At 72.3% G+C, this 25,618-nt stretch carries 21 protein-coding genes, 2 pseudogenes and 1 riboswitch; of the genes and pseudogenes, 12 read left to right on the plus strand and 11 right to left on the minus strand.

All coding sequences use genetic code 11. From position 1 onward, the window contains the following. Window positions 1-24: 24 nt before the first annotated feature. Complete coding sequence (cobN, locus tag P3G67_RS01030) at window positions 25-3,639, minus strand: cobaltochelatase subunit CobN (protein WP_276091718.1); 3,615 nt, start codon at window positions 3,637-3,639, stop codon at window positions 25-27. Window positions 3,640-3,671: 32 nt separating this feature from the next. Then, window positions 3,672-3,826, minus strand: a riboswitch (cobalamin riboswitch). 84 nt (window positions 3,827-3,910) lie between these two features. Here cobN and cobG point away from each other — a divergent pair. From cobG to P3G67_RS01045, 3 genes are read left to right on the plus strand one after another with little or no spacing between them, the layout of a single operon-like run. Then, complete coding sequence (gene cobG / locus P3G67_RS01035) at window positions 3,911-5,185, plus strand: precorrin-3B synthase (RefSeq protein WP_276091719.1); 1,275 nt, start codon at window positions 3,911-3,913, stop codon at window positions 5,183-5,185. Continuing rightward, a complete protein-coding gene (locus P3G67_RS01040) occupies window positions 5,182-5,808 on the plus strand; it encodes a precorrin-8X methylmutase (RefSeq protein WP_276091720.1) in 627 nt (208 codons plus the stop codon). The genes cobG and P3G67_RS01040 overlap by 4 nt, the downstream gene beginning before the upstream one ends. Beyond that, on the plus strand, window positions 5,805-7,322 hold the full coding sequence (locus P3G67_RS01045; RefSeq protein WP_276091721.1) for a precorrin-2 C(20)-methyltransferase: 1,518 nt from the start codon (window positions 5,805-5,807) through the stop codon (window positions 7,320-7,322). Before P3G67_RS01040 ends, P3G67_RS01045 begins: the two co-directional genes overlap by 4 nt. 182 nt (window positions 7,323-7,504) lie before the next feature. On the opposite strand, the gene P3G67_RS01050 is transcribed toward P3G67_RS01045, so the two are convergent. Continuing rightward, entirely contained in the window at window positions 7,505-8,254 is a 750-nt protein-coding gene (locus tag P3G67_RS01050; protein WP_276091722.1) for a cobalt-precorrin-6A reductase, read from the minus strand. A gap of 11 nt (window positions 8,255-8,265) precedes the next feature. Between P3G67_RS01050 and P3G67_RS01055 the strand changes: the two genes are divergently transcribed. Then, window positions 8,266-9,399, plus strand: a complete 1,134-nt coding sequence (locus P3G67_RS01055) for a cobalt-precorrin-5B (C(1))-methyltransferase (protein ID WP_276091723.1) — start codon at window positions 8,266-8,268, stop codon at window positions 9,397-9,399. Here P3G67_RS01055 and cobM read toward each other — a convergent pair. Together cobM and P3G67_RS01065 are read right to left on the minus strand one after the other, a co-directional pair. Then, on the minus strand, window positions 9,390-10,151 hold the full coding sequence (gene cobM, locus P3G67_RS01060) for a precorrin-4 C(11)-methyltransferase (RefSeq protein ID WP_276091724.1): 762 nt from the start codon (window positions 10,149-10,151) through the stop codon (window positions 9,390-9,392). The two genes, P3G67_RS01055 and cobM, sit on opposite strands and share 10 nt — an antisense overlap. 119 nt (window positions 10,152-10,270) lie before the next feature. Then, window positions 10,271-11,059: an inositol monophosphatase family protein gene (locus tag P3G67_RS01065; RefSeq protein ID WP_276091725.1), complete on the minus strand. Its 789-nt coding sequence runs from the start codon at window positions 11,057-11,059 to the stop codon at window positions 10,271-10,273. A gap of 97 nt (window positions 11,060-11,156) precedes the next feature. Here P3G67_RS01065 and P3G67_RS01070 point away from each other — a divergent pair, with 97 nt between their 5' ends. Continuing rightward, on the plus strand, window positions 11,157-12,149 hold the full coding sequence (locus P3G67_RS01070) for an Lrp/AsnC family transcriptional regulator (RefSeq protein WP_276091726.1): 993 nt from the start codon (window positions 11,157-11,159) through the stop codon (window positions 12,147-12,149). 190 nt (window positions 12,150-12,339) lie between these two features. Continuing rightward, entirely contained in the window at window positions 12,340-13,947 is a 1,608-nt protein-coding gene (locus tag P3G67_RS01075; protein WP_276091727.1) for a phospholipase D-like domain-containing protein, read from the plus strand. 63 nt (window positions 13,948-14,010) lie between these two features. Here P3G67_RS01075 and P3G67_RS01080 read toward each other — a convergent pair whose 3' ends face one another. Then, complete coding sequence (locus tag P3G67_RS01080) at window positions 14,011-14,544, minus strand: hypothetical protein (protein ID WP_276091728.1); 534 nt, start codon at window positions 14,542-14,544, stop codon at window positions 14,011-14,013. A 339-nt stretch (window positions 14,545-14,883) separates the two neighbouring features. Between P3G67_RS01080 and P3G67_RS01085 the strand changes: the two genes are divergently transcribed. From P3G67_RS01085 to P3G67_RS01100, 4 genes and pseudogenes are all read left to right on the plus strand, one after another. Then, complete coding sequence (locus tag P3G67_RS01085; RefSeq protein WP_276091729.1) at window positions 14,884-15,204, plus strand: hypothetical protein; 321 nt, start codon at window positions 14,884-14,886, stop codon at window positions 15,202-15,204. A 227-nt stretch (window positions 15,205-15,431) separates the two neighbouring features. Beyond that, entirely contained in the window at window positions 15,432-16,286 is an 855-nt protein-coding gene (locus tag P3G67_RS01090; protein ID WP_276091730.1) for an SAM-dependent methyltransferase, read from the plus strand. Window positions 16,287-16,379: 93 nt separating this feature from the next. Then, window positions 16,380-16,535 (plus strand): DUF6131 family protein, encoded by a 156-nt coding sequence (locus P3G67_RS01095; protein ID WP_269856854.1) that lies wholly within the window; start codon window positions 16,380-16,382, stop codon window positions 16,533-16,535. A gap of 31 nt (window positions 16,536-16,566) precedes the next feature. Continuing rightward, window positions 16,567-16,783, plus strand: a pseudogene (locus P3G67_RS01100) (DJ-1/PfpI family protein); the annotation flags it as partial. Window positions 16,784-16,852: 69 nt separating this feature from the next. Here P3G67_RS01100 and P3G67_RS01105 read toward each other — a convergent pair. The 4 genes and pseudogenes from P3G67_RS01105 to P3G67_RS01120 form a co-directional block, all read right to left on the minus strand. Then, the gene (locus P3G67_RS01105; RefSeq protein ID WP_391858174.1) at window positions 16,853-17,836 is read right to left on the minus strand and encodes an MASE1 domain-containing protein; all 984 of its coding nucleotides are present in this window, start codon (window positions 17,834-17,836) and stop codon (window positions 16,853-16,855) included. A 59-nt stretch (window positions 17,837-17,895) separates the two neighbouring features. Then, on the minus strand, window positions 17,896-18,714 hold the full coding sequence (locus P3G67_RS01110) for a PP2C family protein-serine/threonine phosphatase (protein WP_276091732.1): 819 nt from the start codon (window positions 18,712-18,714) through the stop codon (window positions 17,896-17,898). 88 nt (window positions 18,715-18,802) lie between these two features. Further along, complete coding sequence (locus tag P3G67_RS01115; RefSeq protein WP_276091733.1) at window positions 18,803-19,429, minus strand: LysE family translocator; 627 nt, start codon at window positions 19,427-19,429, stop codon at window positions 18,803-18,805. Between the two features lie 128 nt (window positions 19,430-19,557). After that, a pseudogene (locus P3G67_RS01120) lies at window positions 19,558-19,767 on the minus strand (VOC family protein); the annotation flags it as partial. 178 nt (window positions 19,768-19,945) lie between these two features. Here P3G67_RS01120 and P3G67_RS01125 point away from each other — a divergent pair. Beyond that, window positions 19,946-22,375 carry a SpoIIE family protein phosphatase gene (locus P3G67_RS01125; RefSeq protein WP_276091734.1) on the plus strand — a complete coding sequence of 810 codons (2,430 nt, stop codon included), beginning with the start codon at window positions 19,946-19,948 and terminating at the stop codon, window positions 22,373-22,375. Window positions 22,376-22,505: 130 nt separating this feature from the next. After that, entirely contained in the window at window positions 22,506-23,384 is an 879-nt protein-coding gene (locus P3G67_RS01130; protein WP_276091735.1) for a hypothetical protein, read from the plus strand. 41 nt (window positions 23,385-23,425) lie between these two features. Here the strand turns inward: P3G67_RS01130 and P3G67_RS01135 are convergent, their stop codons facing one another. Further along, entirely contained in the window at window positions 23,426-24,187 is a 762-nt protein-coding gene (locus P3G67_RS01135) for an SDR family NAD(P)-dependent oxidoreductase (protein WP_276091736.1), read from the minus strand. Between the two features lie 122 nt (window positions 24,188-24,309). Further along, complete coding sequence (locus tag P3G67_RS01140; RefSeq protein WP_276091737.1) at window positions 24,310-25,515, minus strand: glycosyltransferase family 39 protein; 1,206 nt, start codon at window positions 25,513-25,515, stop codon at window positions 24,310-24,312. Window positions 25,516-25,618 lie beyond the last annotated feature (103 nt).

Here is a 25,618-nt window from a genome sequence, read left to right on the forward strand (position 1 = left end):
GCGGCACCGGGTTCCCGGGGGAACTCAGCTCTCGCCACCCTCCAGGTCGCCCTCGGTCTCCAGGAACGCCTGCCGCAGCGCCTCCAGCACCGCCGGATCGGGCTTGGCCCACATGCCGCGGCTCTCGGCCTCCAGCAGCCGCTCCGCCATGCCGTGCAGCGCCCAGGGGTTGGCCTCCTGGAGGAACGCCCGGTTCTCCGGGTCGAGCACATAGGTCTGGGCGAGCTTGTCGTACATCCAGTCGGCGACCACGCCGGTGGTGGCGTCGTAGCCGAACAGGTAGTCCACGGTGGCGGCCAGTTCGAAGGCCCCCTTGTAGCCGTGGCGGCGCATCGCCTCGATCCACCGGGGGTTGACCACCCGGGCCCGGAACACCCGGGAGGTCTCCTCCAGCAGTGACCGGGTGCGCACCGTCTCCGGCCGGGTGCTGTCCCCGATGTACGCCTCGGGGGCCTTGCCGGTCAGCGCCCGTACGGTGGCGACCATGCCGCCGTGGTACTGGAAGTAGTCGTCGGAGTCGGCGATGTCGTGCTCGCGGGTGTCGGTGTTCTTGGCGGCCACCGCGATACGGCGGTAGGCGGTCTCCATCTCCTCACGGGCCGCCCGGCCGTCCAGACCGCGGCCGTAGGCGTAGCCGCCCCAGGCGGTGTAGACCTCGGCGAGGTCGGCGTCGGTGCGCCAGTCGCGGCTGTCGATGAGCTGGAGCAGCCCGGCGCCGTAAGTGCCCGGCCGCGAGCCGAAGATACGGACCGTGGCCCGGCGTTCGTCACCGTGCGCCGCGAGGTCGGCACGGGCGTGCGCCCGCAGGAAGTTGGCCTCGTCGGGCTCGTCCAGCCCGGCGACCAGCCGTACCGCGTCGTCCAGCAGCGCCACCACATGCGGGAACGCGTCACGGAAGAACCCGCTGATGCGCAGCGTCACATCGATGCGCGGACGCCCCAACTGCTCCCGCGGCACCGCCTCGACACCGGTGACCCGACGCGAGGCGTCGTCCCACACCGGCCGCACCCCGAGCAGCGCCAGTGCCTCGGCGACGTCGTCGCCCGCGGTGCGCATCGCGCTGGTGCCCCACAGCGACAGGCCGACTGAGCGCGGCCAGTCGCCGTTGTCCGTGCGGTAGCGCTCCAACAGCGATTCGGCGAGCGCCTGTCCGGTCTCCCAGGCGAGGCGGCTGGGCACCGCCTTGGGATCGACGGAGTAGAAGTTGCGGCCGGTCGGCAGCACGTTGACCAGTCCGCGCAGCGGGGAGCCGGACGGACCCGCGGGCACGAAGCCGCCGTTCAGCGCGTGCACGGCCGCCTCGATCTCGTCGCCGGTACGGGCCAGCCGGGGTACCACCTGGCGGGCTGCGAAGTCCAGCACCCGGCGCACGTCCTCGGGCAGCCCGGCGCACACCTCGGACACCGCCTCCGGAACCCAGTCGGCGTCCTCCATGGCCTGCACCAGCGCACGGGCGCGGGCCTCGGCGTCGTCGGCACCGGCCCGCGTGGCCGCCGACTCGTCCAGGCCCAGCGCCTCGCGCAGACCGGGCAGCGCGGTGGTGCCGCCCCAGATCTGCCGGGCGCGCAGAATGGCCAGCACCAGGTTGACCCGCTCGGCACCGGTCGGACCCTGGCCGAGTACGTGCAGTCCGTCGCGGATCTGGGCGTCCTTGATCTCGCACAGCCAGCCGTCGACGTGCAGCAGGAAGTCGTCGAACTCGGCGTCGTGCGGCCGGTCTTCGAGCCCCAGGTCATGGTCGAGCTTGGCGGCCTGGATCAGCGTCCAGATCTGCGCGCGGATGGCCGGGAGCTTGGCCGGGTCCATCGAGGCGATGGAGGCGTGCTCGTCGAGGAGCTGTTCCAGCCGGGCGATGTCCCCGTAGGAGTCGGCGCGGGCCATCGGCGGCACCAGGTGGTCCACCAGCGTGGCGTGCACCCGGCGCTTGGCCTGGGTGCCCTCACCGGGGTCGTTGACCAGGAACGGGTAGACCAGCGGCAGGTCGCCGAGCGCCGCGTCCGGCGCGCACGCGGCGGACAGCCCGGCGTTCTTGCCCGGCAGCCACTCCAGGTTGCCGTGCTTGCCGAGGTGGACCATCGCGTCGGCGCCGAAGCCGCCGTCCTCGCGGGCGGCGGAGATCCAGCGGTAGGCCGCCAGGTAGTGGTGCGACGGCGGCAGATCGGGGTCGTGGTAGATCGCGATCGGGTTCTCGCCGAAGCCGCGCGGCGGCTGGATGAGCACGAGCAGGTTGCCCGCGCGCAGCGCGGCCAGCACGATCTCGCCCTGCGGGTCGCGGCTGGTGTCCACGAACAGCGCACCGGGCGGCGGACCCCAGTGCTCCTCCACCCGCTCGCGCAGTTCGGCGGGCAGACGTCCGTACCAGCGGCGGTAGTCGGCGGCCGGGATGCGGATCGGGTTGCGGGCCAACTGCTCGTCGGTGAGCCACTCCTGGTCGTGGCCGCCCGCCTCGATCAGCGCCCGGATCAGGTCGTCGCCGACACCGGAGGCCAGTCCGGGCAGCGCGTCGGGACCGTCCTGCGGGCCGAGGTCCCAGCCCTCCTCGCGCAGCCGCCGCAGCAGGGCGACAGCGCTGGCCGGGGTGTCGAGGCCGACCGCGTTGCCGATCCGCGAGTGCTTGGTGGGGTACGCGGACAGCACCAGCGCCAGCCGCTTGTCGGCGGCCGGCACGTGCCGCAGCCGGGCGTGCCGCACGGCGATCCCCGCGACCCGCGCGGCGCGCTCCGCATCGGCCACGTAGACCGGCAGGCCGTCGGCGTCGATCTCCTTGAACGAGAACGGCACGGTGATCAGCCGCCCGTCGAACTCCGGTACCGCGACCTGGGTCGCCGCGTCCAGCGGGGACAGGCCCTCGTCGTTGTCCTCCCAGGCGGTGCGCGACCCGGTCAGGCACAGCGCCTGGAGGATCGGCACGTCCAACGCGGCCAGCGCGCCCGCGTCCCACGCCTCCTCGTCGCCCCCGGCGGAGGCGTCCGCCGGGCGGGTGCCGCCCGCGGCGAGCACGGTGGTGACGATGGCGTCCGCCGTGCCGAGCGCCTCCAACAGCCCCGGTTCCGGGGCACGCAGCGAGGCGACGTACAACGGCATCGCCCGGCCGCCCGCGTCCTCGATCGCCGAGCACAGCGCCGACACGAATCCGGTGTTGCCGCTCATGTGGTGCGCCCGGTAGTACAGCACCGCGACCACCGGAGCGTCCGCTCCGGCGCGCTCCTCGCGCTCCAACGGCCCCCAGGCGGGCGCCGGTTGGGGCGCGGCGAAACCATGACCGGTCAGCAGTACGGTGTCGGACAGGAAGCGGGCGAGCTGGGCGAGGTTCCCCGGGCCACCGTGCGCCAGGTAGGCGTGCGCCTCGGTGGCGATGCCTATCGGCACCGTGGAGGAGGCCATCAGCTGGGCGTCCGGGGTCTGTTCACCGGTGAGCACCACCACCGGGCGCGGCCCGGACAGCAGCAGGTCGAGCCCGTCCTGCCAGGCGCGGATCCCACCGAGCAGCCGCACCACCACCAGGTCGGCGCCCTCCAGCAGCGCGGGTAGTTCGTCCAGGTCGAGCCGCGCCGGGTTGGCCCAGCGGTACGGCACCGGACCGTCCGCCGCGCGGGCGCTGAGCAGGTCGGTGTCGGACGTCGACAACAGCAGGATCACGTCGGCATGCCTTCCTCGGGGTCCGCGCCCCGGGCTGGTGTAGGACGGCGGGGAGTTCCTGGCTTCCGCGGCACGCGACGCTGTTGCGTCATCGCGACACGGTGACAGTGGCGGGACCGCACCGGATTCGCACCGGTTTCCTCCCAGTTGCCGTCACGGGCAAGGACGCGCCGTGCTGGAACGTCCGCGAGCATAGTAAGGCTTGCGACAGCCGCCCATGTCCTACATGCTGAGACCCGCCGCCGCCCTGCCAACGACCCTCGGAGCCGCCGTGACCAGCCCCTTCGGCGCGCCCCCGGTCGGCCGCGGGCGCGACGACGCCTGCCCCGGCGCGCTCCGCCTGCACCCGGCGGACGACGGTGCGCTGGCCCGCGTACGGCTGCCGGGCGGGCTGTTGACCGCCGCTCAGGCCGAGGCGCTGGCCCGGCTGTCCGAGGAACTGGGTGACGGACATCTCGATCTGACCTCGCGGGGCAACGTCCAACTGCGCGGCCTGCGTTCGGACGTGGGCGGCGAACTGGCCGACCGGCTGGGCGCGGCGGGCCTGCTGCCGTCGATCCGGCACGAGCGGGTGCGCAACATCGTCGCCTCACCGCTGGCGGGGGTGGACGGCCGTGGACACGCCGACGTGCAGGCGTGGACGCGGGAGTTGGACCGCCTGCTGTGCGTGAGCGACGCCGCGACCGGGTTGTCGGGCCGGTTCCTTTTCGCCCTTGATGACGGCCGGGGCGATGTGGCGGCGCTCGGCGGCGATGTGACGTTGATCGCGCTGCCGGGCCGCCGGGCGGTGCTCCACGTGGGGCCGGTCGCACCCGGCGGCGGGATCGCGATGCCCGCCGAGGACGGTCCGCGCCAGGCGCTGCGGGCGGCCGAGGAGTTCCTGGCAGTGCTGCGCGACGGCGGCCAACACGCCTGGCGGGTAAGGGAGGTGGACCCGGACGGCAGCCTCATCCGGGCTCGGCTCGGTGCGTCCACCCCGGCCGAGACGGTCGACTTCGGCCCCCCGCCCGGGTTCGGGGCCGTACACGACAGCGACGGCAGGGTGGCCGGTCTGTCGTTGGGGCTGCGGTTCGGCCGGGCGTCCGCGCCGCAGTGGCGGCTGCTGGCCGAGGCGGCTGCGCGCGGCAGCGGTGAGCTGCGGCTGACGCCCTGGCGCGGCGTGGTGCTGCCCGGCGCGTCGGCGGCCGAGGTGCCAGCCCTGGCCGAGGCGGGGCTCATCACCGACTCCGGCTCGCCCTGGCACGGCGCCAGCGCCTGCACCGGCCTGCCCGGCTGCGCCAAGTCGCTGGCCGACGTGCGCCGTGACGCGGCGGAGGCCCTGGCGGCCCAACGGCCGCTGACGGCAAAGCTGTTGCCCGTGCACTGGTCCGGATGCGCACGGCGCTGCGGGCACCCAGGGGGCGACCGTTGGGTCGACGTACTGGCCACCGCGGACGGATACCAGGTCAGCGTGGCCGGAACCGATCGGGCAGACTTGCCCGGCAGCCAGCAGATGTCGGCCGCCGTGGCGGCGGCCCGCAGCACACCCCAGACGAGGACCACGTGATCGAGTACGAGAAGGACGGCCCGGCGATCTACCGCCAGTCCTTTGCCACCATCCGCGCCGAGGCGGATCTGAGCGGTCTGCCCGACGACGTGGCCCAGGTCGCGGTCCGCATGATCCACGCCTGCGGCATGGTCGACCTGGTACGTGATCTCGGCTACAGCCAGAACGTTGTACGCGATGCCCGCGCCGCGCTGCGGTCGGGCGCCCCGATCCTGTGCGACGTGGCGATGGTGGCCAGCGGGGTGACCCGCAAGCGGCTGCCCGCCGACAACGAGGTGGTGTGCACCCTGTCCGACCCCTCGGTGCCCGGTCTGGCCGCCGAGTTGGGCACCACACGCTCGGCCGCCGCCATGGAACTGTGGCGGGACCGGCTGGACGGCGCGGTGGTGGCGGTGGGCAACGCGCCCACGTCGCTGTTCCGGCTGCTGGAGATGGTCGAGGCGGGCTGCCCGCGCCCGGCCGCCGTGATCGGCGTTCCGGTCGGCTTCGTCGGCGCCGCCGAGTCCAAGCAGGCACTGGCCGAACACCCGTCGGGCCTTGAGCACTTGGTGGTACGCGGACGGCGCGGCGGCAGTGCGATCGCCGCCGCCGCGATCAACGCGATAGCGAGCGAGGAAGAGTGAACACGCAAGCCGCACAGCCGGTCGGCCGCCTCTACGGCGTCGGCCTCGGCCCCGGTGATCCGTCCCTGATGACCGTACGGGCGGTCGAGGTCATCGCGGGCGCCGACGTCATCGCGTACCACAGCGCCCGGCACGGCCGTAGCATCGCCCGCTCCATCGCCGAACGCCATCTGCGCCCCGAGCACATCGAGGAGCCGCTGGTCTACCCGGTCACCACGGAGACCACCGACCACCCCGGCGGCTACCGGGGTGCGATGGAGGAGTTCTACGCCGAGGCCGCCGCCCGGCTGGCCGTACACCTGGACGCCGGACGCTCGGTCGCGGTACTGGCCGAGGGCGACCCGATGTTCTACGGCTCGTACATGCACATGCACAAGCGGCTCGCCGACCGCTACCCGACCGAGGTGGTGCCCGGCGTCACCTCGGTGAGCGCCGCCGCGGCCCGCCTGGGGCGGCCGCTGGTGGAGGGCGAGGAGGTGCTGACCGTACTGCCGGGCACCCTCCCGGAGGACGAACTGGCCGCCCGGCTGGCCAGCGCCGACTCCGCCGCCGTGATGAAGCTCGGCCGCACCTTCCCGGCGGTGCGGGGCGCACTGGAGCGGGCGGGTCGGCTGGCCGACGCCCACTACGTGGAGCGCGCCACGATGGGCGGCGAGCGGATCGCACCGCTCGCCGACGTCGACCCCGAGTCGGTGCCGTACTTCTCGATGGCCGTACTGCCCAGCCGGATTGACACCCCGCCGACGACCGATGAGCGCGCCAAGGGAGAGGTCACCGTCGTCGGGCTCGGCCCGGCCGGTCCCATGTGGCTTACCCCGCAGGCCCGTTCGGCGCTCGCCGCGGCCGAGGACCTGGTCGGCTACACCACCTACATGGACCGCGTACCGCGCCGGCCCGGCCAGCGGCGGCACGCCAGCGACAACCGTGTGGAGGCCGAACGCGCCGAGTTCGCCCTGGACCTGGCCCGGCGCGGCCGCAGGGTCGCGGTGGTCTCCTCCGGCGACCCGGGGGTGTTCGCCATGGCCACCGCGGTGCTGGAGGCGGCGTCCGCCGATCCGTACCTGGACGTGCGGGTACGGGTGGTGCCCGGGGTGACGGCCGCGCAGTCCGCCGCCGCGCTGGCCGGTGCGCCGCTCGGCCATGACTACGCCGTGGTCTCGCTCTCCGACCGGCTCAAGCCCTGGCGGATCATCGAGGAGCGGCTGCGCGCCGCCTCGGCCGGCGACCTGGTGCTGGCGCTGTACAACCCGGCGTCCCACAGCCGCAGGACACAGTTGGAGAGCGCGCTGAAGGTACTGCTGGAGACCCGCGCGCCGGAAACCCCGGTGGTGGTCGCCCGGGACGTCGGCGGTCCGGAACAGGCGGTGCGGTTCCACACGCTGGACACCCTCGACCCCGCGACGGTCGACATGCGCTGCATCCTGCTCGTCGGCTCCTCGCAGACCCGAACGGTGCGCCGCGGCGACGGCACGACGGTGGTGTGGACGCCGCGCGACTACCCCTCCGAGGGGTAGCCCCGGGTTTCCGGGTGCGGGAGGTTCGGCACCGCCGGTCCGGTTCGTCGTGGTCGCTCGCCGTCGCGGCGGGTGTCGGGGCTCGCCCCCGGCTGTTCGTTCCGCCGCGACGGCGAGCAACCACGAGGTGGGAGTTCGGCGGTGCCGCACCCCGCTGAGCCGTACAAGGCCCGCCGAGGGTGCTACCCCAGGGAGCCAAGCCAGGCGACCGCCCCAGCCACGTCCGGGGCGACGGGCGCGCCGTCGGGGACGGGGGGCCGACGCACGACAACGACCGGCACGCCCGCTTCGCGGGCGGCCGTGAGCTTGGCGGACGTCGCAGGGCCGCCGCTGTCCTTGGTCACCAGCACCTCGATACGATGGCGCCGGATCAGCTCGGACTCGCCCTCGACGGTGAACGGGCCCCGGTCCAGCAGGACTTCCATCCGTGCCGGACAGGGCGGCTCGGGAGCGTCGACCGAGCGGACCAGGAACCACAGTTCGTCCAGCCCGGCGAAGGCCGCCAGTCCCATCCGGCCGGTGGTGAGGAAGACCCGCCGCCCCAGCGACGGCAGCAGGTCCGCCGCCTCGGCCAGCGAGCCGACCTCGTGCCAGCGGTCGCCGGGACCGGACACCCACCCGGGACGGCGCAGGGCGAGCAGGGGAGTATGGGCGAGGGCGGCCGCCTCGGCCGCATTGAAACTGATCTTCTCGGCGAAGGGATGAGTGGCGTCGATGAGCGCGTCAACCCGGTGTTCGCGCAGCCACTGCGCCAGGCCCTGGACGCCGCCGAAGCCGCCGATGCGCACCTGCCCGGCGGGCAGCCTCGGCTGGGCCACCCGCCCGGCCAGCGAACTGGTGACCAGCAGCCCGGGGTCGGCGGCCAACTCGGCGGCGAGCCGTCGGGCCTCCGTCGTACCGCCGAGGACCAGCACATGCCGCCGGGCGCTCATCGGACCGTCCGGTGGCTGAGGGTACGAAGCCGAAGGGCGGCCGGTCGGCACAGCTGGAGCGCACCGGTCTGCGGCACGGCTGGACCACGGGCGCCTGCGCCACGGCGGCCACCACGGCCGCGTACACCGCGCTGCTGACCGGGCAGTTCCCCGACCCGGTGACCATCACCCTGCCCAAGGGGCAGCGGCCGGCCTTCGCCCTGGCCGCCGAGGAGTTGGCGGACGGGCGGGCGATGGCCGCCGTGGTCAAGGACGCCGGGGACGACCCGGACGTCACTCACGGTGCGCTGGTCAGGGCCACGGTGCGGCACGGCGGCCCCGGCACCGGCGTGGTCTTCCGGGCCGGTCCCGGCGTCGGCACGGTGACCCGGCCGGGACTGCCGCTGCCGGTCGGCGAACCCGCGATCAACCCGGTGCCCCGCCAGATGATGCGCGAGCACATCGCCGAGGTCGCCCGGGCGCACGGTGGAACGGCGGACGTCGAGGTCGAGGTCTCGGTGGACGGCGGCGAGGAGATCGCCCGATCCACCTGGAACCCCCGGCTGGGCATTCTCGGCGGGCTGTCCATCCTGGGCACGACCGGGATCGTCGTGCCGTACTCCTGCTCCGCGTGGATCGACAGCATCCGGCGCGGCGTGGACGTCGCCCGCGCCGCCGGGCGGACCCATGTGGCCGGATGCACCGGGTCGACCTCCGAGAAGGTCGCGATCGCGGTGCACGGCCTGCCGGAGGACGCGCTGCTGGACATGGGCGACTTCGCCGGCGCGGTGCTGAAGTACCTGCGGCGTCATCCCGTGCCGCGGCTGACCATCGCCGGTGGCTTCGCGAAGCTGTCCAAGCTGGCCGCTGGCCATCTCGACCTGCACTCCTCTCGTTCCCAGGTGGACAAGGGCTTCCTCGCCGAGCTGGCCCGCCACGGCGGCGCCGACGACGAGCTGGCCGCCGCCGTGGCGGGCGCCAACACCGGCCTGGAAGCGGTCCAGTTGTGCGCCGCGCGGGGCGTGCCGCTGGGCGACCTGGTGGCCGCCGCCGCCAGGACCACCGCCCTCGGCGTGCTGCGGGAGGCCCCGGTCGCGGTCGACGTCATCTGCGTCGACCGCGCCGGAACCATCGTCGGCCGGGTGGAACCCGCCGCCTACGGCTGATCGCAGGCGTCGTGCCGCTCGCGCTCGGCCGAGTACAGATGGCTGTCGCGGAACTGCTCGGCGCCGAGCGTACGGCCCACCAGGATCACCGCGGTGCGCACGATGCCCGCCGCCTTGACCTGTTCGGCGATGTCGCCGAGCGTGCCGCGCAGTACCAGCTCGTCCGGTCGGCTGGCCATCGCCACCACGGCCGCCGGGCAGTCGGCCCCGTAGTGCGGCAGCAACTCCGTCACGACCCGGTCGACGTACCGGGCGGCCAGGTGCAGCACGAGCAGTGCGCCACTGCGGCCGAGCGTCGCGAGGTCCTCGCCGTCGGGCATCGGCGTGGCGCGGTGCGCCAGCCGGGTCAGGATCACCGTCTGCCCGACCGTGGGGACGGTCAACTCCCGTTTCAGCGCGGCCGCCGCCGCCGCGAAGGACGGCACACCGGGCACCACCTCGTACGGCACGCCCGCCGCGTCGAGACGGCGCATCTGCTCGGCGACCGCGCTGAACACCGAGGGGTCGCCGGAGTGCAGCCGCGCCACGTCATGCCCCTGCTCGTGGGCGCGCACCAGTTCCGCGGTGATCTGGTCCAGGTTGAGCTGGGCGGTGTCGACCAGCCGGGCGTCGGCCGGGCACTCGGCGAGCAGTTCGCGCGGCACCAGGCTGCCCGCGTACAGGCAGACCCCGCAGCGGGCCAGCGTGCGCTGGCCGCGCACGGTGATCAGGTCGGCGGCGCCCGGCCCGGCGCCGATGAAGTAGACCGTCAATGTTTCTCTCCTCGGGCCACGCGGACGCGGCCGATGATGGGCGGCGGCACCGAACTCTACTGAGCCGGGACGGCGAACCGCCGGTCGGGGCCGGGCTGGACCCCCTGGCCTTTCGCACATCAGCGCACGTCACGCAGCAACTCCAGGAACCGGCCGTGCAGTCGCCGACCGGTGACCAGCAGGCTGTCGGACCCGGCCGTCCACGGTGCGCCCTGGGTGTCGGTGACGCAGGCTCCGGCCTCGCGGGCGACCAGTGCGCCGCCGAGCAGATTGGTGTCGTCCGTGCCGTACATCCAGAAGGCGTCCAGCCGTCCGGCCGCGGTGTCGGCGAGCTGCCAGGAGGTGGGGCCGAGGTTGCGGACGGCGCTGACCTCGGGCAGCAGCGCGCTGTGGGACTGCCCGGCGCGGGCTGTCGCGGCGGGCTGTTCGGCGGCGAACGGGGGATGGCTGGTGGCGATGACCGTCGCGGACGTGTCGGCCTTGGCCGACGGCACGACCGGCGCACCGTCGCGGGTGGCACCGTGGCCGACCGCCGCGGCGTATGTCTCACCCAGCGGCGGGGAGTGCAGCACCGCGGCCACCGGCACCCGGTCCCGCACCAGGGTGATGGTGACGCACCACTGCGGCAGCCCCTGGAGGTACTGCACGGCGCCGTCCACGGCGTCGGTCACCCACACCTCACCCAACTCCGGGAGTCGTAGTTCGAGTTCGTCCGCCCACTGCGCTCCCGGCCGCAACCGGGCCAGTTCCACCCGCAGCGCCTCGGCCGCCGGGCCGTCCACCGCCGCGAAGGCGGCCCGCAGTTCGGGCAGGGTACGGGCGGGGGCCGGGCGCTGGCGATCCAGCAGCCGCTTGCCGATGCGCTGGGCGACGGCGGTGAGGGGCGCGAGCAGATCGACGTCCGGCATCAGTGTTCTCCTTGGGTCGGTGGACGGATCTCCACCCTCGCTGCCCGCATCCGCCGACCGGCGCTCCAGACGCTCCAAGTGAGCGAAAATGCTCCCCATGACCACAAAAACGGCGATTGACGTCCTAGATGAGCGGGACAAACGGCTTGTCGCCGCCCTGCAGTGCGACGGCCGGTTGCCGGTGGAGCGGGCAGCGACCGTACTGGGCATCAGCCCGCGCACCGTACGACGGCGTTGGTCCGCGCTGTTCGCCGACGGGACCGTCAGCGTGGTCGTCGCACCCCGACTCCCGGACGGGGCAAGGGTGATGCTGCTGCGCATCCGGGTGCTGCGCGGCCGTCTGGACGCGGTCACCGCAGCGCTGGCCGCCCGCGACGACATTCCGCTCATCGACGTCTCCGCCGGGGGCGACGAGATCAGCGCCATCGCGCTGACCGGCCCGGGGCCGCGCAACCGGCTGGTGCTGGAGCAGCTGCCCGCGACCTCGGCGGTCACCTCGGTCACCGCGCAGACCGTGCTGCATGTCTTCCGTGAAGCCGCCGACTGGCGCCTTGACGTGCTCACCGCGCGGGAGCGGGCGGCGCTCACCCCGCGCGGACGCGCCGGATCCCCCGGAGTTCCGGACGAGACCGACCAACTGCTGCTCGCAGCCCTCGCGGACGACGCCCGCGCGTCGGCGGCGTCCCTCGCCGCCCGTACCGGCCTGCCCGACTCCACTGTCCGCCGCCGGTTGACCGCCCTCACCGCCCACGGCGCGCTACGCACCCTGGTCGTGGTGGACCCCCGTCGCCTCGGCCTCGCGGTGGACGCCAACGTATGGCTCCAGGTACCACCCGACCACCTGGACAACGTCGGCCGCCGCCTCGCCCGGCACCCCGCCGTGCACGGCGCCCTGGCCACCACCGGCCAAGCCAACCTGCACGCCGCCCTCTGGCTTCCCGACCTCGAATCCCTCTACCGCTTCACCACCGAGGACCTCTCCGGCCTGGGCATCCAGTCCGCCGACACGGTCCTGGTCGGCACACCCGTCAAACGCCCTGGCCACCTGGCCTACCCCAACGGCCCCAGGCCGTCGAGCAGTCGGGCCTGATGGCCGCGCTCGTGCTGCTGTTGATGCGGCGACCAAATCGGGCCAACTCTGGGGTGGTTGGCTGAGGAGTGATGTCGGGGGCGGGACGTGATGGGTGGGAAGCGGGTAGCTTCGGCGGGCGGAAGACTTTGCGTTCCCTTGTAGATCCTTGTAGTTCACATCCCGTTAACTCGATGCTAAGGAAGCACCATTGCTCCGCCACCGGTTCCGCTGTCTGACGCCCTGTGCCGCCCTTCTGAGTGCCGTGCTGGCCGCGCTCCCCGCCGCGCCGGCGCGGGCCGCGGTGCCCACTGCGCATCTCGACGCCGTGCAGCGCAACTTGCGCGAGGTCTCGCCGGGGCTCGAAGGGCAGGTGTGGGAGCGCAGCGGTGGCAACAGCCTGGACGCACCCGCCGGCGCCCCGGGGGGCTGGCTGCTTCAGACGCCCGGATGCTGGGGCGACCCCAAGTGCGCGGACCGGGTGGGTACCCGGCGGTTGCTCGCCAAGATGACCGAGAACATCTCCAAGGCCCGACGCACCGTTGACATCTCCTCACTCGCGCCACTGCCGAACGGCGCCTTCCAGGACGCCATCGTCGAGGGACTGAAGGCGGCCGTGGCGGACGGGCACAAACTGCGGGTGCGCGTGCTGGTCGGAGCCGCGCCGGTCTACCACCTCAACGTGATACCGGCGCTGTACAGGAACGAGCTGGTCGACAGGCTCGGCAAGGCCGCCGACAACATCACCCTGAACATCGCTTCGATGACCGCGTCGAAGGCATCGTTCTCCTGGAACCACACCAAGCTCATCGTGGTGGACGGCGAGTCCGTGATCACCGGTGGCATCAACAACTGGAAGGACGACTACATCGACACCACCCACCCCGTGTCGGACGTCGACCTGGCGCTGCGTGGACCCGCCGCCCGTACCGCAGGAAAGTACCTGGACACGTTGTGGACCTGGACCTGCCGGAACTCCGGCAACCCCAACGCGGTCTGGCTGGCCGCCTCCAGCGGAGCCGCCTGCATGCCCAGCCTGGAGAAGGACGCCCACCCCGAACCCGTCAAGGCGCGGGGAGACGTCCCGGTGATCGCGGTCGGTGGACTGGGCGTCGGCATCAAGGACTCGGACCCGGCATCGTCGTTCAAGCCCACGCTGCCCACCGCGCCGGACACCCGGTGCGGTATCGGTGTGCACGACAACACCAACGCGGACCGCGACTACGACACCGTCAACCCGGAGGAGACCGCGCTGCGTTCACTGATCGCAAGCGCGCACAGCCGGATCGAGATCTCCCAGCAGGACCTCAACGGCACCTGCCCGCCGCTGCCGCGCTATGACATCCGGCTGTACGACACCCTGGCCGCCAAGCTCGCCAAGGGAGTGAAGGTACGGATCGTGGTCAGCAACCCGGCGAACCGCGGACTGGTCGGCAGCGGCGGCTACTCGCAGATCCGGTCACTTTCGGAGATCAGCGACACGCTGCGCGAACGCCTCGCCCGCATCACCGGTGACCGGCGGACCGCGGACGTGAAGATGTGCGCCAACCTGCAACTGGCCTCGTTCCGCAGCGCCCCGACGGACAACTGGGCCGACGGCCGTCCGTACGCACTGCACCACAAGGTGGTCTCCGTCGACGACTCCGCGTTCTACCTTGGCTCCAAGAACCTCTACCCGTCCTGGCTGCAGGACTTCGGCTACATCGTCGAAAGCCCGGCCGCGGCACGGCAGTTGCGGACCCAACTGCTCGACCCCGAGTGGACGTACTCGCGGGGGACCGCGACGGTCGACTACACGCAGGGCGTCTGTCCCCGCTGACGCGGACGAGAGAGCGGACCGCCCGTACGGACGGTCCGGACCGCGTCGGCCCGTACGGCCCCGTCAGGAGCGCAGCCGGAGGGTCGCCCGCTCCATCCGCAGTCGCTCCCGCTCGGTGACCGCCGACGAGAACGCCCAGGACACCGCCGTGGCCTCCGCGTCCCCGCGCCCGTCGGCGCGCTCCGCCATCGCCCGGTCCAGCAGCCGAACCGCCTCCAGCCGCCCCCGCTCGCGGTTCTCGATCTCCGTCGTGGAGTCGCCAACCGTCGCCACCCGGCTACATCGCGCGCACCACCAGCGATCCGGCGCGCTGGTGGGCGGGGACTTCATCACCGTCCGGCAGTTGGGGCACCTCACCGGAAGCTCCTCCTCGACATGGCCGCACGACGCGCACACCCAGCCGTCGCGCTGCCGCCACATGGTCCGCAGGCATCGCGGACAGCCCGCCGTGGCGATCCCGGTCGGGCCCATCACCGGTGGATCCGGCGTCGAATCCGCGTACTCGATGATCTGCGCCCGCAGCCGGGCATCCACCGTGTTCGCCATCCGCAACAGATGCGCGGTACGCGACCGTGCCTCATCCGCAAAATCCGTCATGGTTCGGGCAGGTTACGCCGGTACGACCCGGCGCAAGTGCCTTGTCCGGGGACGATCACGCGGAGGAGTGACGACGTGCTGTGGGTCACCGGTGGATCGACGGGTGCGGGACGTGGCGCGGTGTGCACGTCAGCGGTGGTGGGCCTGGACGGACGCTTTCACCAGGGATTTCGGTGCTGACGATCCGGTAGCCGAGGACGCCACCGATGCGGCGGGTCGTCAGGTTTTTCCGATTTATATCAGTTTTATGGTGATTTGCTTGTAGATGTCGTGGAAATGGGCACACCCTGGAGTGGAGGAGTGGCAACCCGCCGCGTCCATAGAGGTAAGGAGAGCGCCATGCGCAAGCCGATACGGCGCCTCGCCGTGGCTGCGGCCACCGGGGTTCTCACGGCCGGTGCGTTCGCGACCGTCGGCGGCCTGGCAACCGCATCAGCGACACCGCACACGACCCACGTCGCCACCGTGAGCGTTCGCGGCGGAGACGGGGGCTACGGCTGGGGCCACGGGCACGGCTTCGGCCGGGGGTTCGACCATGGCCGCGGTTGGGGCGGCGGCTACTGGGGCGGGGGCTGGGGTGGTGGCTACTGGGGCGATGACTGGGGCGGGGGCTGGGGCGGAGGCTGGGGCGGAGGCGACTGGGGCGGTGGTTGGGACTGACCACGGCAACTGTCACAGCCCAGGCGTTCCGGCCTGAGCAACGCTGGTGAGCGGTTGGCAGACGCGGGAAGCGCAAAGCGCCCCCGCACCGCCAACCGCTCCGCCGTGCAGGGCCCGGGGACAGCCCGGTTGCCGCATCGGCCTGATGACCCATCACGGGTGTCCGGTACTCACCCCGGATCCGGTTACGAGGTTTGCCGCGGGACCGCCTGGTCAAGGCAGCAGCTATGAATGATCACAACACGGGGCAGGCGGCGGACGCGGCGCGCGGCTACTACGAAAGCGCTGACGTCGACGCTTTCTACGCCTCGGTATGGGGTGGCGAGGACATCCACACGGGAATCTACGCGCAGCCGCACGAGGCGATCGGCGCGGCCTCCCGGCGCACGGTCGAGCGGGTGGCGGCGAAGGCGGCCGACCTGCTGGGGCCCGGCCGCAGCGTGCTGGACATGGGGTCCGGCTACGGCGGCGCGGACCGCTACCTCGCGGCGAACTTCGGCTGCCGGGTCGTCGCGGTCAACATCAGCGAGTCCCAGAACCAGCGGCACCGCGAAGCCAACGCCGCCCGCGGCCTCGACGGACTGATCGAGGTCATCACCGGATCCTTCAACGACGTTCCGGCGCCTGACCGGTCCTTCGACGTCGTGTGGTCCCAGGAGGCGCTGTGCCACAGCGGTGACCGGGCGAGGACACTGAGTGAAGCGGCACGCTTGCTCAAGCCGGGTGGCGCGTTCGTCTTCACGGACATCATGGCCACCGAGAACGCGCCCGCGGAAGAACTGGCACCGCTCGCGGAGCGCCTCGCGATGGGGCAGTTCGCCACACCCGGCTTCTACCGCGGGCGACTTGGCGAACTGGGATTCTCACCGGTCGAGTTCGAGGATCTGAGCGAGCATCTGCTGACGCATTACGTCCGGCTCGACGAGGAGGTCCGCAAGCACGCCGAGGAGCTGACGGACGTCATCAGTGCCGACTATCTGGACCGGCTGCGGGAGAACCTTCCGCTGTGGATCCGAGCCTGTGGAAACGGTCATCTGGCGTGGGGAGTCTTCCGCGCCGTCACCGCCGCTGGCGCCCAGTAGTCGTCGCAGGTCAGGCGCGTTTTTTCGGCCGGTTATGTGTACCGGAAAAGGGTATGCGCACCTCGTCAGTGCAAAGCGGACCTGGAGGACACCATGATCGTCCTCGGCATCATTCTGCTGATCGTCGGCTTCCTGCTGAAGATCGCCATTCTGTGGACCATCGGCATCATCCTGCTCGTCATCGGCGCGATCCTGTGGCTGCTCGGCTCGCTGGGGCACGCGGTGTTCGGCCGACGGCACTACTGGTAGGCGTTGCCGGCACCGGGAAGGGAGCCGACCCATCAGGGTCGCTTTCCTCGTGGCCACCGAAGGCGTCGAGCAGATCGAGCTGACGGATCCATGGGAAGCGGTGTACGAGGCCGGCGGCACGCCCTGTCGCGGCGATCTGCCACGGCCCGTGGACGCTGGTCGAGGCCGACGTCGTACGTGGCCGTACCCTCACGTCCTGGCCCAGCATCAGGACCGACATCCGCAACGCGGGTGGCAACTGGGCCGAAGTGACTGGACCGATCCGGCCAGCGGCCGGGGCCTGGCACACCCGCAGCGCGGACGGCAGCTGGTAGCCGCTATCGCGGGTCCTCCGGTCGCTGGCGGCGCGTGTTGTCGCCCGGTGCGAGCCGGGCGACGACCTCGGTCAGCTCCTCGCAGGCCTCCTGGATCCTGCGCAGGGTGCTCTGCTGCTCGGTGATCAGCGCCGCCAGCAGCAACGCGGTCAGCGCGGCGGAGCCGTTGAACGCCTGGAGGTTCACCATCACCGCGAACAGCCCGTGGTGCGCGAACGGCCCGGTCCGATGGGTCGCCGCCAACACCGCCAGCACGGACATGAACAGCACGCAGGGCGCCGCACCGGCCAGTTGGAAGCGCAGTGCCGCCCAGATGAGCACGGGAAAGACCAGGAACAGCAGCGACATCCGGGTGGTGGTCACCAGCAGCGTCACCACTGCGGCGCAGGCGAGCAGCGCCGCGGCCTCCGCCCACCGGTACACGTGCACGTCGCGGGGCCAGCGCGCCCGACGGGCGACGAGCAGCAGTGGTGTGACTACCAGGACTCCCATCGCGTCCCCGGCCCACCAGGCCGCCCATGCCCCCCAGAACCGGCTGGCCGGCAGGAAGTGGGAGGCGACCAGCGAACCGGCCCCCACGGTCGCGCTGACCAGCATCCCGGTCAGCGCGCCCAGGAACACCAGCACGACCCCGTCCCGCAGCCGGTTCAGATCCAGTCGGAACCCGGCCCGCCGGAGCATCAGGAAGGCGCACACGGGAGCCAGCGTGTTCCCCACCATGATCCCCGCGTCAACGGGCGTCAGCTGCCCGATCGACCAGGTGACCGCCAGTGCGCCCAGTGTGATGCCCGGCCAGATCCGCGGCCCCATCAGCAGCAGGGCGGTCAGCGCGATCCCGGTGGGCGGCCACAGAGGGGTGACCACCGCCCCCGCGACGATGACCCGCTGCAACAGACCGAGGCGGCCGGTCACGAAGTAGGCGGCGGCTACGACAAGGATCCGCAGGACCGTCCCCGCGAGCCGCCGGGCTTCCTCGTTGCGCACCACAGCAGCCATCAGACAGCCTCGTCAGCCGCCGTCGCCCGTGACACGCGCGGTGGGGGCGGTTACGTCACCCCGTGCCCACGGCTGAGCACCAGGACCGCGGCGTCATCCGTGTGGCCGGTGAGGTCGGCCACCTTGATCACCTGACTGGCCAGTTCGCCGGGATCGCCGCCGACCCCGTCCCGGGCCAGCCGCGCCACCTGCTCGATGCCCGCCTCGATGGAGAACGACGGACCTTCGACCACCCCGTCCGTGAAGAGTACGAGCACTTCCGTGTCCGACATCCGGCGCGTGGTGACTGGATACGCCTCCCCGGGCAGTATGCCAAGCGGTACGCCGCCGGCGGGCTCCAGGATGCCCCAGTCGCCGTCCGCGGTGGCCCACACCGCGGGGACGTGCCCGGCGCGGGCGTCGGCCAGCTCTCCGGTGGCCGGATCGAAGCGCAGGAAGCTACAGGTCGCGAAGAGGCCGCAGCTCATCGACAGCAGCAGATCGTTGGCCCGGCTCAGCACCTCGCCCGGGTCGTCGACCCCGGCGGCCACCGCGCGCAGCCCGATGCGGATCTGCCCCATGAACGCCGCCGCCTCGACGTCATGGCCCTGTACGTCGCCGATGGAGAACCCGACGGCGCCATCGGGCAGCCAGAAGCCGTCGTACCAGTCACCGCCGATGTCCAGGCCGTGCCGGGCGGGCGCGTAGCGGGCCGCGGAGCGCAGTCCGGGCACGTCCGGCAGCACGGCTGGAAGCAGTTCGCGCTGCAACGCGACGGCCAGGTCCACCCGTGCCTTCTGCAGCTCGGCCCGCTCCAGCGCCTGGGCGGTCAGCCGCCCGAGCGCGGTCAGCAGGTCGTCGGCGGACCGGGTGGGACGGCGTCGGGTCATGGACCCTCCGAGGGCTTCGGGTCATGGGCCGCAGCCCGGGATACCCCGGGCTCATCATATCCGCGCGGTGTGGCTTCCGCCGTGCCGGTCAGCCCTCCAAGGCCAGCCGCAGCCCGAGTGCCAGCAGCACCGCGCCGGAGATCCGCTCCATCCGCCGCCGCACCGACGCCCGGTCGAACAGCGACTTCATACGGTGGACGAACCAGACGTACATGCCGTAGAAGGCCACCTCGAACAGCGCCTGTACGATCGCCAGCCCTGTCACGGCGGGCAGTTGGGGCGCGCCGTGCGGAACGAACTGCGGCAGGAACGACATCGCGAAGATCGCCGCCTTGGGGTTGGCCAGGTTGACCAGCACCCCGGTGCGGTACGCCCGCCACGCCGAGAGCGTGGCCGGGGCGGACCCGGCCGCCGCGTCGCCCACGTCCTGGTGTCGGGCGGCGCGCAGGGCCTGGAAGCCGAACCAGACCAGTACCGCGGCTCCGACGTACCGCATGGCGTCGTACGCCAGCTGCGAGGCGGCCAGCAGGGCGGTGAGGCCGAGGGCGGCCGCGACGCCCCACAGGAAGACGCCGGTCTCGTTGCCGAGTACGGTCGCGAATCCGGCCCGCCGCCCGCCGCGCAGCGAGTGGCGGATGATCAGCGCTGTGCTGGGGCCGGGGACGGCGGCGATGACCACGCAAGCGCCGAGGAAGGGGAGGAGGGTGCTCAGCATCCCCTCATCCTCCCGGCCGGCTGATCGCCGGGCGACCGGATTTCCGCCGACCCGGTCCCCAACTGGGGCCGTGCGCAAGGGGGGGGTGGAGCGGGGCGCCGCGCCCCGCTCCACCGTGTGGGCAACGGCTACGCCGTGTGGCTGCCGTACGGGCGGGTGATGAGTTCCATGCCGTGGCCCGCCGGATCGAAGAAGTACACGCCGCGACCGCCGTGGTGGTGGTTGATCCGCCCCGGCTGTTCGAGGCGTGGATCGGCGTAGTACGCGATTCCGGCCCGCTGGATCCGGGCGAGGCCGGCGTCGAACTCCTCGTCGGACACCAGGAAGGCGTAATGCTGCGGAGGACGAAAGCGGTCTGCGAACGCGAAGCCACCCGCTCGCCGGGGCCGCGGCCCCCTGTGCTCGGCCGACCGGGCAGAAGCATTGGTGCGATGCTGGGAGGACCACTCGCTGGTCGGGAGCGAGCAAGCCGGGGAACGGGAGCGCCGTGCATGAACGGGTGGACGAGGTAGCGCGATGGATGCCTTCGACCGCACCACCACGCCCGGAGGGGCAGTGCCGCCCTTCGACCTGATGGGCGTGGCGATCGGAGTGGTGGACGCGAAGGGCCTCGTCGTCAGTTGGAGCATCAGCGCGGAGGCGGTGCTCGGCTATCCGTCCGCCGAGGTGGTCAGCCAACCGGTCACGCGACTGCTGGTGAACGCCGAGGACGCCGCCCGGCTGCTGGCCTCGGTGCGGGAACGGCCGACGCCGGAGGGCTGGGCGGGTCTGGTCGACGTACGACACCGGGACGGGCATCCGCTGCGGCTCGGGCTGTGGATCTGGCCGTTGGACACCCCGCGGGGCTGGCTGCTCGCCGCCATCGACATCGGCCGCACCCCGTGGTGGGAGGTCAACCGGGCGATGCTGGAGCGGTTCCTGGCCAGCTCACCGGTGGGCATGGCGGTGATGAGCCCTGACCTGCGGTTCGTCTGGCTCAACGACGCGTTGGAGCGCACCGGCGGCATCCCCCGCGAGGAGCGGCTGGGCAAGCGCTTCGCCGAGGTGCTGCCCGAGTTGGAGGCCGAGAAGGTCGAGGCGCAGATGCGTCAGGTACTGGAGACCGGTCAGCCCGCGATCGACTTCGAGTACCGCGGGCGTACCCCGGCCGATCCGAACCGCGAGCACGCCTACTCCACGTCGTTCTTCCGGCTGGACGACGCGTTCGGCAGGGTGCTGGGCGTGTGCTACATGGTCGTTGACGTCACCGAGCGGTGGCGGGCCAGGGAACGGCTGGCGCTGCTGAACGAGGCGGGGGCACGCACCGGCAGCACCCTGGACGTCGGTCGTACGGCGCAGGAGCTGGCCGAGATCGGCGTACCGCGGCTCGCCGACTTCGTCGCGGTCGACCTGCTGGACACCGTGCTGCGCGGGGACGCCCCAGGTGGCGGACCGCTGCTGGACATCCGGGAACTGCGCCGGGCCGGGCAGAAGTCGGTGCTGGAGGGCAGCCCGGAGTCGGCCGCGGCGACCGGGGCCACCGTCCGCGTCGAACCCGACTCACCGTGGGCCCGGTGCCTGGCGGACGGCACGTCCTTCCTGGAGACCGAACCGGACACCGGGCCCGGCGGCTGGATGGCCGCGGGCATCATCCGGTCGGACAGTTTCCGCACGTTCGGGCTGCGGTCGCTGATGCTGGTCCCGATCCGCGCCCGCGGCAACGTGCTGGGTGTCGCCACGTTCGTCCGCTGGCAGCGGCCGGACCCCTTCGAGCAGGACGATCTGCTGCTCGCCGAGGAGGTCGTGGCCCGGGCGGCCGTGAACATCGACAACGCCCGCCGGTTCACCCGTGAACACAGCACGGCGCTCGCCCTCCAGCGCGATCTGCTGCCGCACAAGCTGACCACCCGCACCACCCTGGAGGTCGCCTCGCGCTATCTGCCCGCGGGTGCCAGCGGGGGCGTGGGCGGTGACTGGTTCGACGTGATCCCGTTGTCGGGTGCCCGGGCCGCCCTGGTCGTCGGTGACCTGGTCGGACACGGGATCAGCGCGGCGGCCTCGATGGGACGTTTCCGTACCGCGGTGCGCACCCTGGCGGACATGGACATGCCGCCCGACGAACTGCTGGCGCACCTGGACGACCTGGTGCTGCCGCCCGGCGGTGAGGACGAGGAGGCGGCGCAGGCCGAGCCGGGGGTCGGCGCCACCTGTCTGTACGTCGTCTACGATCCGGTCACCCGCAGGTGCGCGATGGCCAGGGCGGGCCATCCGCCGCCCGCGATCGTGGCACCGGACGGCACCGTGACCTTTCCGGACCTGCCTCCCGGGCCGCGTCTCGGAATGGGCGGAATGCCGTTCCAGAGTGCCGAGTTCGAACTCGCCGAGGGCGGTCTGCTGGCCCTGTACACCGACGGCTTGCTGGAGGCCGGCGGGCGTGATGTGGCGGAGGGGCTCGACCGGCTGCGCACGGTGCTGTCGCACACGGACCGGCCGCTGGAGGAGATCTGCGGCGCGGTGCTGGACGCGCTGCTGACCGGGCCGCCCGACGACGACGTCGCCCTGCTGATCGCCCGCGCCCATGCGCTGGGGCCGGACCATGTGGCCTCCTGGCGGTTGCCGTCCGATCCGGCGGTGGTGTCGGAGGCCCGGGTCCTGGCGACCCGGTGCCTTGAGGGGTGGGGGCTCGACGACCTGGTGTTCACCGCCGAAATCATCGTCAGCGAACTGGTCACCAACGCCATCCGCTATGCCTCCGGCCCGGTACAACTGCGGTTGATCCGGCAGGCCGCGCTGATCTGCGAGGTGGCCGACTCCAGCAGCACCTCGCCGCGACTGCGCCATGCCCGCACCACCGACGAGGGCGGCCGTGGCCTCTTCCTGGTCGCCCAGCTCTCCCGCCGCTGGGGCACCCGCTACACGCCGGAGGGAAAGATCATCTGGGCGGAGCTGTCCCGCAACGCGGCGTAACGCGGCGGGAGGTGACCGGTTTTCGACACGCGCTCTACCACAGCCGTGCCGTCATCGCTACAAACTCCATGATATTGCTCAGCGTGATCGACGCCACCCCACGTGATCGACGCCAGCGAGGAGAGCCTGCATGAGCCGTAGGCGGAACCACACTCTGCCGGGCAAGAGCTGCTTCGACGACATCTACGACCAGCCCGACCCCCGCGCCTACTTCCGCAGACTCGCGCCGCTGGAATATCAAATCCCGCATCACGCCCAGCCGGTGTTCCGGCATGTGCACACGGCACGTGCCGCGATTCCCGGCCACCACGGCCCGGTGGCCATCCTCGACCTGTGCTGCTCGTACGGAATCAACGCCGCACTGCTCAACCACCACCTGACCCTGCGCGAGCTGTACGAGCACTACACCAGCCCCGACGCGCAGGCCTGCAGCCGGGACGAACTCATCGAGCGGGACAAGGAGTTCTACGCGTCCCGCCGCCGCGCCGACCCGATCCGGGTCATCGGACTGGACGCCGCGGCGAACCCCGTACGGTACGCGTTGGACGTCGGGCTGCTGGACGACGGCTTCACCGAGGACCTGGAGTCCGCGCCGCCCAGTGAACCGTTGCGCCGTGCCATGGCCGGAACCGGCCTGATCACCGTCACCGGAGGGGTCGGCTACATCTCCGCGCGCACCTTCCAGGCGCTGCTGGAGTCCGCCCAACTCCCGGTCTGGGTGGCGGCGTTCGTGCTGCGCACCGTGTCGTACGCGCCCGTGGCCAACTGCCTGGCCGGTCACGGCCTGGTCACCGAGCAGGACACCGAGCGAACCTACCCGCAGCGTCTGTTCACCGACCCGACCGAGCAACGCAACGCCATCGAGGTGCTCACCGCCGCGGGCGCGGACCCGACGGGCAAGGAGGCCGAAGGCCGCTACCACACCGCGCTGTTCCTGTCCCGCCCCGACGGGCGGCAGCCAGGCCTCGACATCCTGGCCGCCGAGGCGGTCGCCCAACTCAACGGCTGACCGGGCCGCGACGGACGAGCACCGCCACGGACGCGCCGGCCTCACGGCTGGTCGGTGGGCCGGATCAGGAGTTCGCTGACCGAGGCGTGGCGCGGGCGGGTGACGGCGAAGACGACTGCCTCGGCCACGTCGTCGGCCTCCAGGCGGTGCAGACGGCGGGCGTCCAACTGTGCCCGGATGTGCGGCGGGTTGTGGGTGCGTAGTTCGGTGACGGTGCTGCCCGGCTCGATCGCGCATACGCGCACATGGCGGTCGTGCAGTTCCTGGCGCAGCCCCTCGGTCAGCGCGCCCACGCCGAACTTGGTGCCGCTGTACACCGCGCGTCCGGCGCGGGTGCGGCGCCCAGCCACGGCGCTGACGTTGACCAGATCGGCCACCTGGCGTGCGCCGTCGGCCGCCGCCCGTACCAGATGGGGCAGGGCGGCCTGGGTGGTGTACATCAGGCCCATGAGGTTGATCTGGACCATGCGCCGCCACTGGTCGGAGGCGGCCTCCTCGAAGGGGCCGAGCAGCATCAGGCCCGCGTTGTTGACCAGGATGTCCAGGCCGCCCAGGGCCGCCACGCTCCGGTCGACGGCCGTATGGGCCTGCGCCTCGTCGGTGAGGTCGGCGGGACGCACCACGGCGGTGCCGCCCAACGACCGGATGCTGTCCGCCACTTGCTCCAGCCGGTCCCGTCGCCGGGCCACCAGGGACACCGCCGCGCCCTCGGCGGCCAGCGCCCGGGCCGTCGCCTCGCCGATCCCGCTGGAGGCTCCGGTCACCAGCGCCACGGTTCCGGCCAACCGGTTCGTCGTCGGCATGGGGCCTCCGTAACTCCTCGCAGACATACGGACTTGCGGAATGTCGCGACGGTAGGCGAGGAGCCGTGGCGGCGCGTACCCCGTGGGTGGCGGATCCGGCCAATCTGTCAACCGGTCCGCGGCTAGAGCGACGCCGTGCTGATGAACGTCAGGTACAGCCCCAACGCGGCCGAGACCAGGGCCGCGGCACCCAGCGTCAGCCCGGCCGTGCGGCGGGACCGGGCCCGGCCCAGCGCGACCGCCAGCGGAAACACCAGCGGGAAGACCGGCAGCAGGAAGCGGGCGCGGGACAGGAACGCCCCGGCGTCGCCCAGCGTGATAGTCAGCATCGCCCCGCTGAACACCACCAGTACCGTCGGTTGACGCGCGGCGCAGCAGTACCCGAACAGCACGACCGCGGCCAGCAGCACCACCGTGACCGCGACGGCGTCGACCCCCTGGGCGAGTGGCCGCCGCAGCACCTGGAGTACCTGTTCGGCGGTGCTGGCACCGAAGTCGAAGTGCGAGTTCCACGCCATCTGCACCACGAAGTACCCGTCCCATCGCCCCAGCCGGTGCCCCACCCATCCGACGAACCCGAACCACCCCAGCGGCGCGACGGCCGCGCCCAGCAGCGCCCGCCAGCACCACGGCGCCCGCCGGGCCCGTACCAGTGCGGCCGTGGCCACGGCCGCGGCCAGCGCGATACCGGTCGGCCGGGTCAGACACGCCGCGGAACTCAACGCCCCGGCGCACAGCCAACGCTCCGTCAGCGCCGCGTACAGCGTCCACGCCGTCAGCGCCGCGAACAGGGCTTCCGTGTAGCCGAGGTTGGCCTCGAACGCGTGCGGCAGCGCGGCCCACACCAACGCGGCGGCCACCCCCGTGCGATGGCCGTACAGCCGCTCGGCGACGGCGAAGATCCCGCCCGCCGCGGCGCCGGCCGCCGCCCAGGCCACCAGCAGCGCGGCTGCCGGCGGCGATACCGGCAGCACGGCGTGCGCCGCCCTGACCGCTATCGGGTACAGCGGGAAGAACGCAAGGTCGCAGTAGCGGTGGCCGTGCGCGTCCGGCGCGGGCATGGCCGTCGGATAGCCGGCCATCGCGACGCGCAGATAGGCGGCGGCGTCCCACAGCGTCGCCATCCGGTGCCACACCGGGGTGTCCCGCCAGGCGCCCCACACCGTGAACAGCGCCAGGCTCACTCCCCGGACCACGGCGTAGCCCGCGAGCGCCGGAGCGGCCCGGCGCGTTGCCGACAGCCACCGCCGTATCGGCCGTGCCGCTTGGGAGACGGCGCTCCTTGGTGGACCGCCGAGCAGGTGGGGGTGCTGGGTGAGTGTGGACATCGCGGACCGTGTGGGGGAGTGGGGGTTGTGCCGAGGCGCGTAGCGTACTCGCAGATCGCGCCGGATCCGCGCAGGCTGACGGGGGTTGACCGCGGTACGACGA

Origin of the sequence: Streptomyces silvisoli (assembly GCF_029269905.1) — a bacterium.
GTDB lineage: Bacteria > Actinomycetota > Actinomycetes > Streptomycetales > Streptomycetaceae > Streptantibioticus_A > Streptantibioticus_A silvisoli_A.

Bases quoted from the DNA above. Each gene is read 5' to 3' on its own strand.
- P3G67_RS01050 (WP_276091722.1), bottom strand. From the start codon at position 8,254: ATGAGCGCCCGGCGGCATGTGCTGGTCCTCGGCGGTACGACGGAGGCC.
- P3G67_RS01065 (WP_276091725.1), bottom strand. From the start codon at position 11,059: ATGCCGGACGTCGATCTGCTCGCGCCCCTCACCGCCGTCGCCCAGCGC.
- P3G67_RS01070 (WP_276091726.1), top strand. From the start codon at position 11,157: ATGACCACAAAAACGGCGATTGACGTCCTAGATGAGCGGGACAAACGG.
- P3G67_RS01080 (WP_276091728.1), bottom strand. From the start codon at position 14,544: ATGACGGATTTTGCGGATGAGGCACGGTCGCGTACCGCGCATCTGTTG.
- P3G67_RS01085 (WP_276091729.1), top strand. From the start codon at position 14,884: ATGCGCAAGCCGATACGGCGCCTCGCCGTGGCTGCGGCCACCGGGGTT.
- P3G67_RS01090 (WP_276091730.1), top strand. From the start codon at position 15,432: ATGAATGATCACAACACGGGGCAGGCGGCGGACGCGGCGCGCGGCTAC.
- P3G67_RS01095 (WP_269856854.1), top strand. From the start codon at position 16,380: ATGATCGTCCTCGGCATCATTCTGCTGATCGTCGGCTTCCTGCTGAAG.
- P3G67_RS01110 (WP_276091732.1), bottom strand. From the start codon at position 18,714: ATGACCCGACGCCGTCCCACCCGGTCCGCCGACGACCTGCTGACCGCG.
- P3G67_RS01115 (WP_276091733.1), bottom strand. From the start codon at position 19,429: ATGCTGAGCACCCTCCTCCCCTTCCTCGGCGCTTGCGTGGTCATCGCC.
- P3G67_RS01125 (WP_276091734.1), top strand. From the start codon at position 19,946: ATGGATGCCTTCGACCGCACCACCACGCCCGGAGGGGCAGTGCCGCCC.
- P3G67_RS01130 (WP_276091735.1), top strand. From the start codon at position 22,506: ATGAGCCGTAGGCGGAACCACACTCTGCCGGGCAAGAGCTGCTTCGAC.
- P3G67_RS01135 (WP_276091736.1), bottom strand. From the start codon at position 24,187: ATGCCGACGACGAACCGGTTGGCCGGAACCGTGGCGCTGGTGACCGGA.
- P3G67_RS01140 (WP_276091737.1), bottom strand. From the start codon at position 25,515: ATGTCCACACTCACCCAGCACCCCCACCTGCTCGGCGGTCCACCAAGG.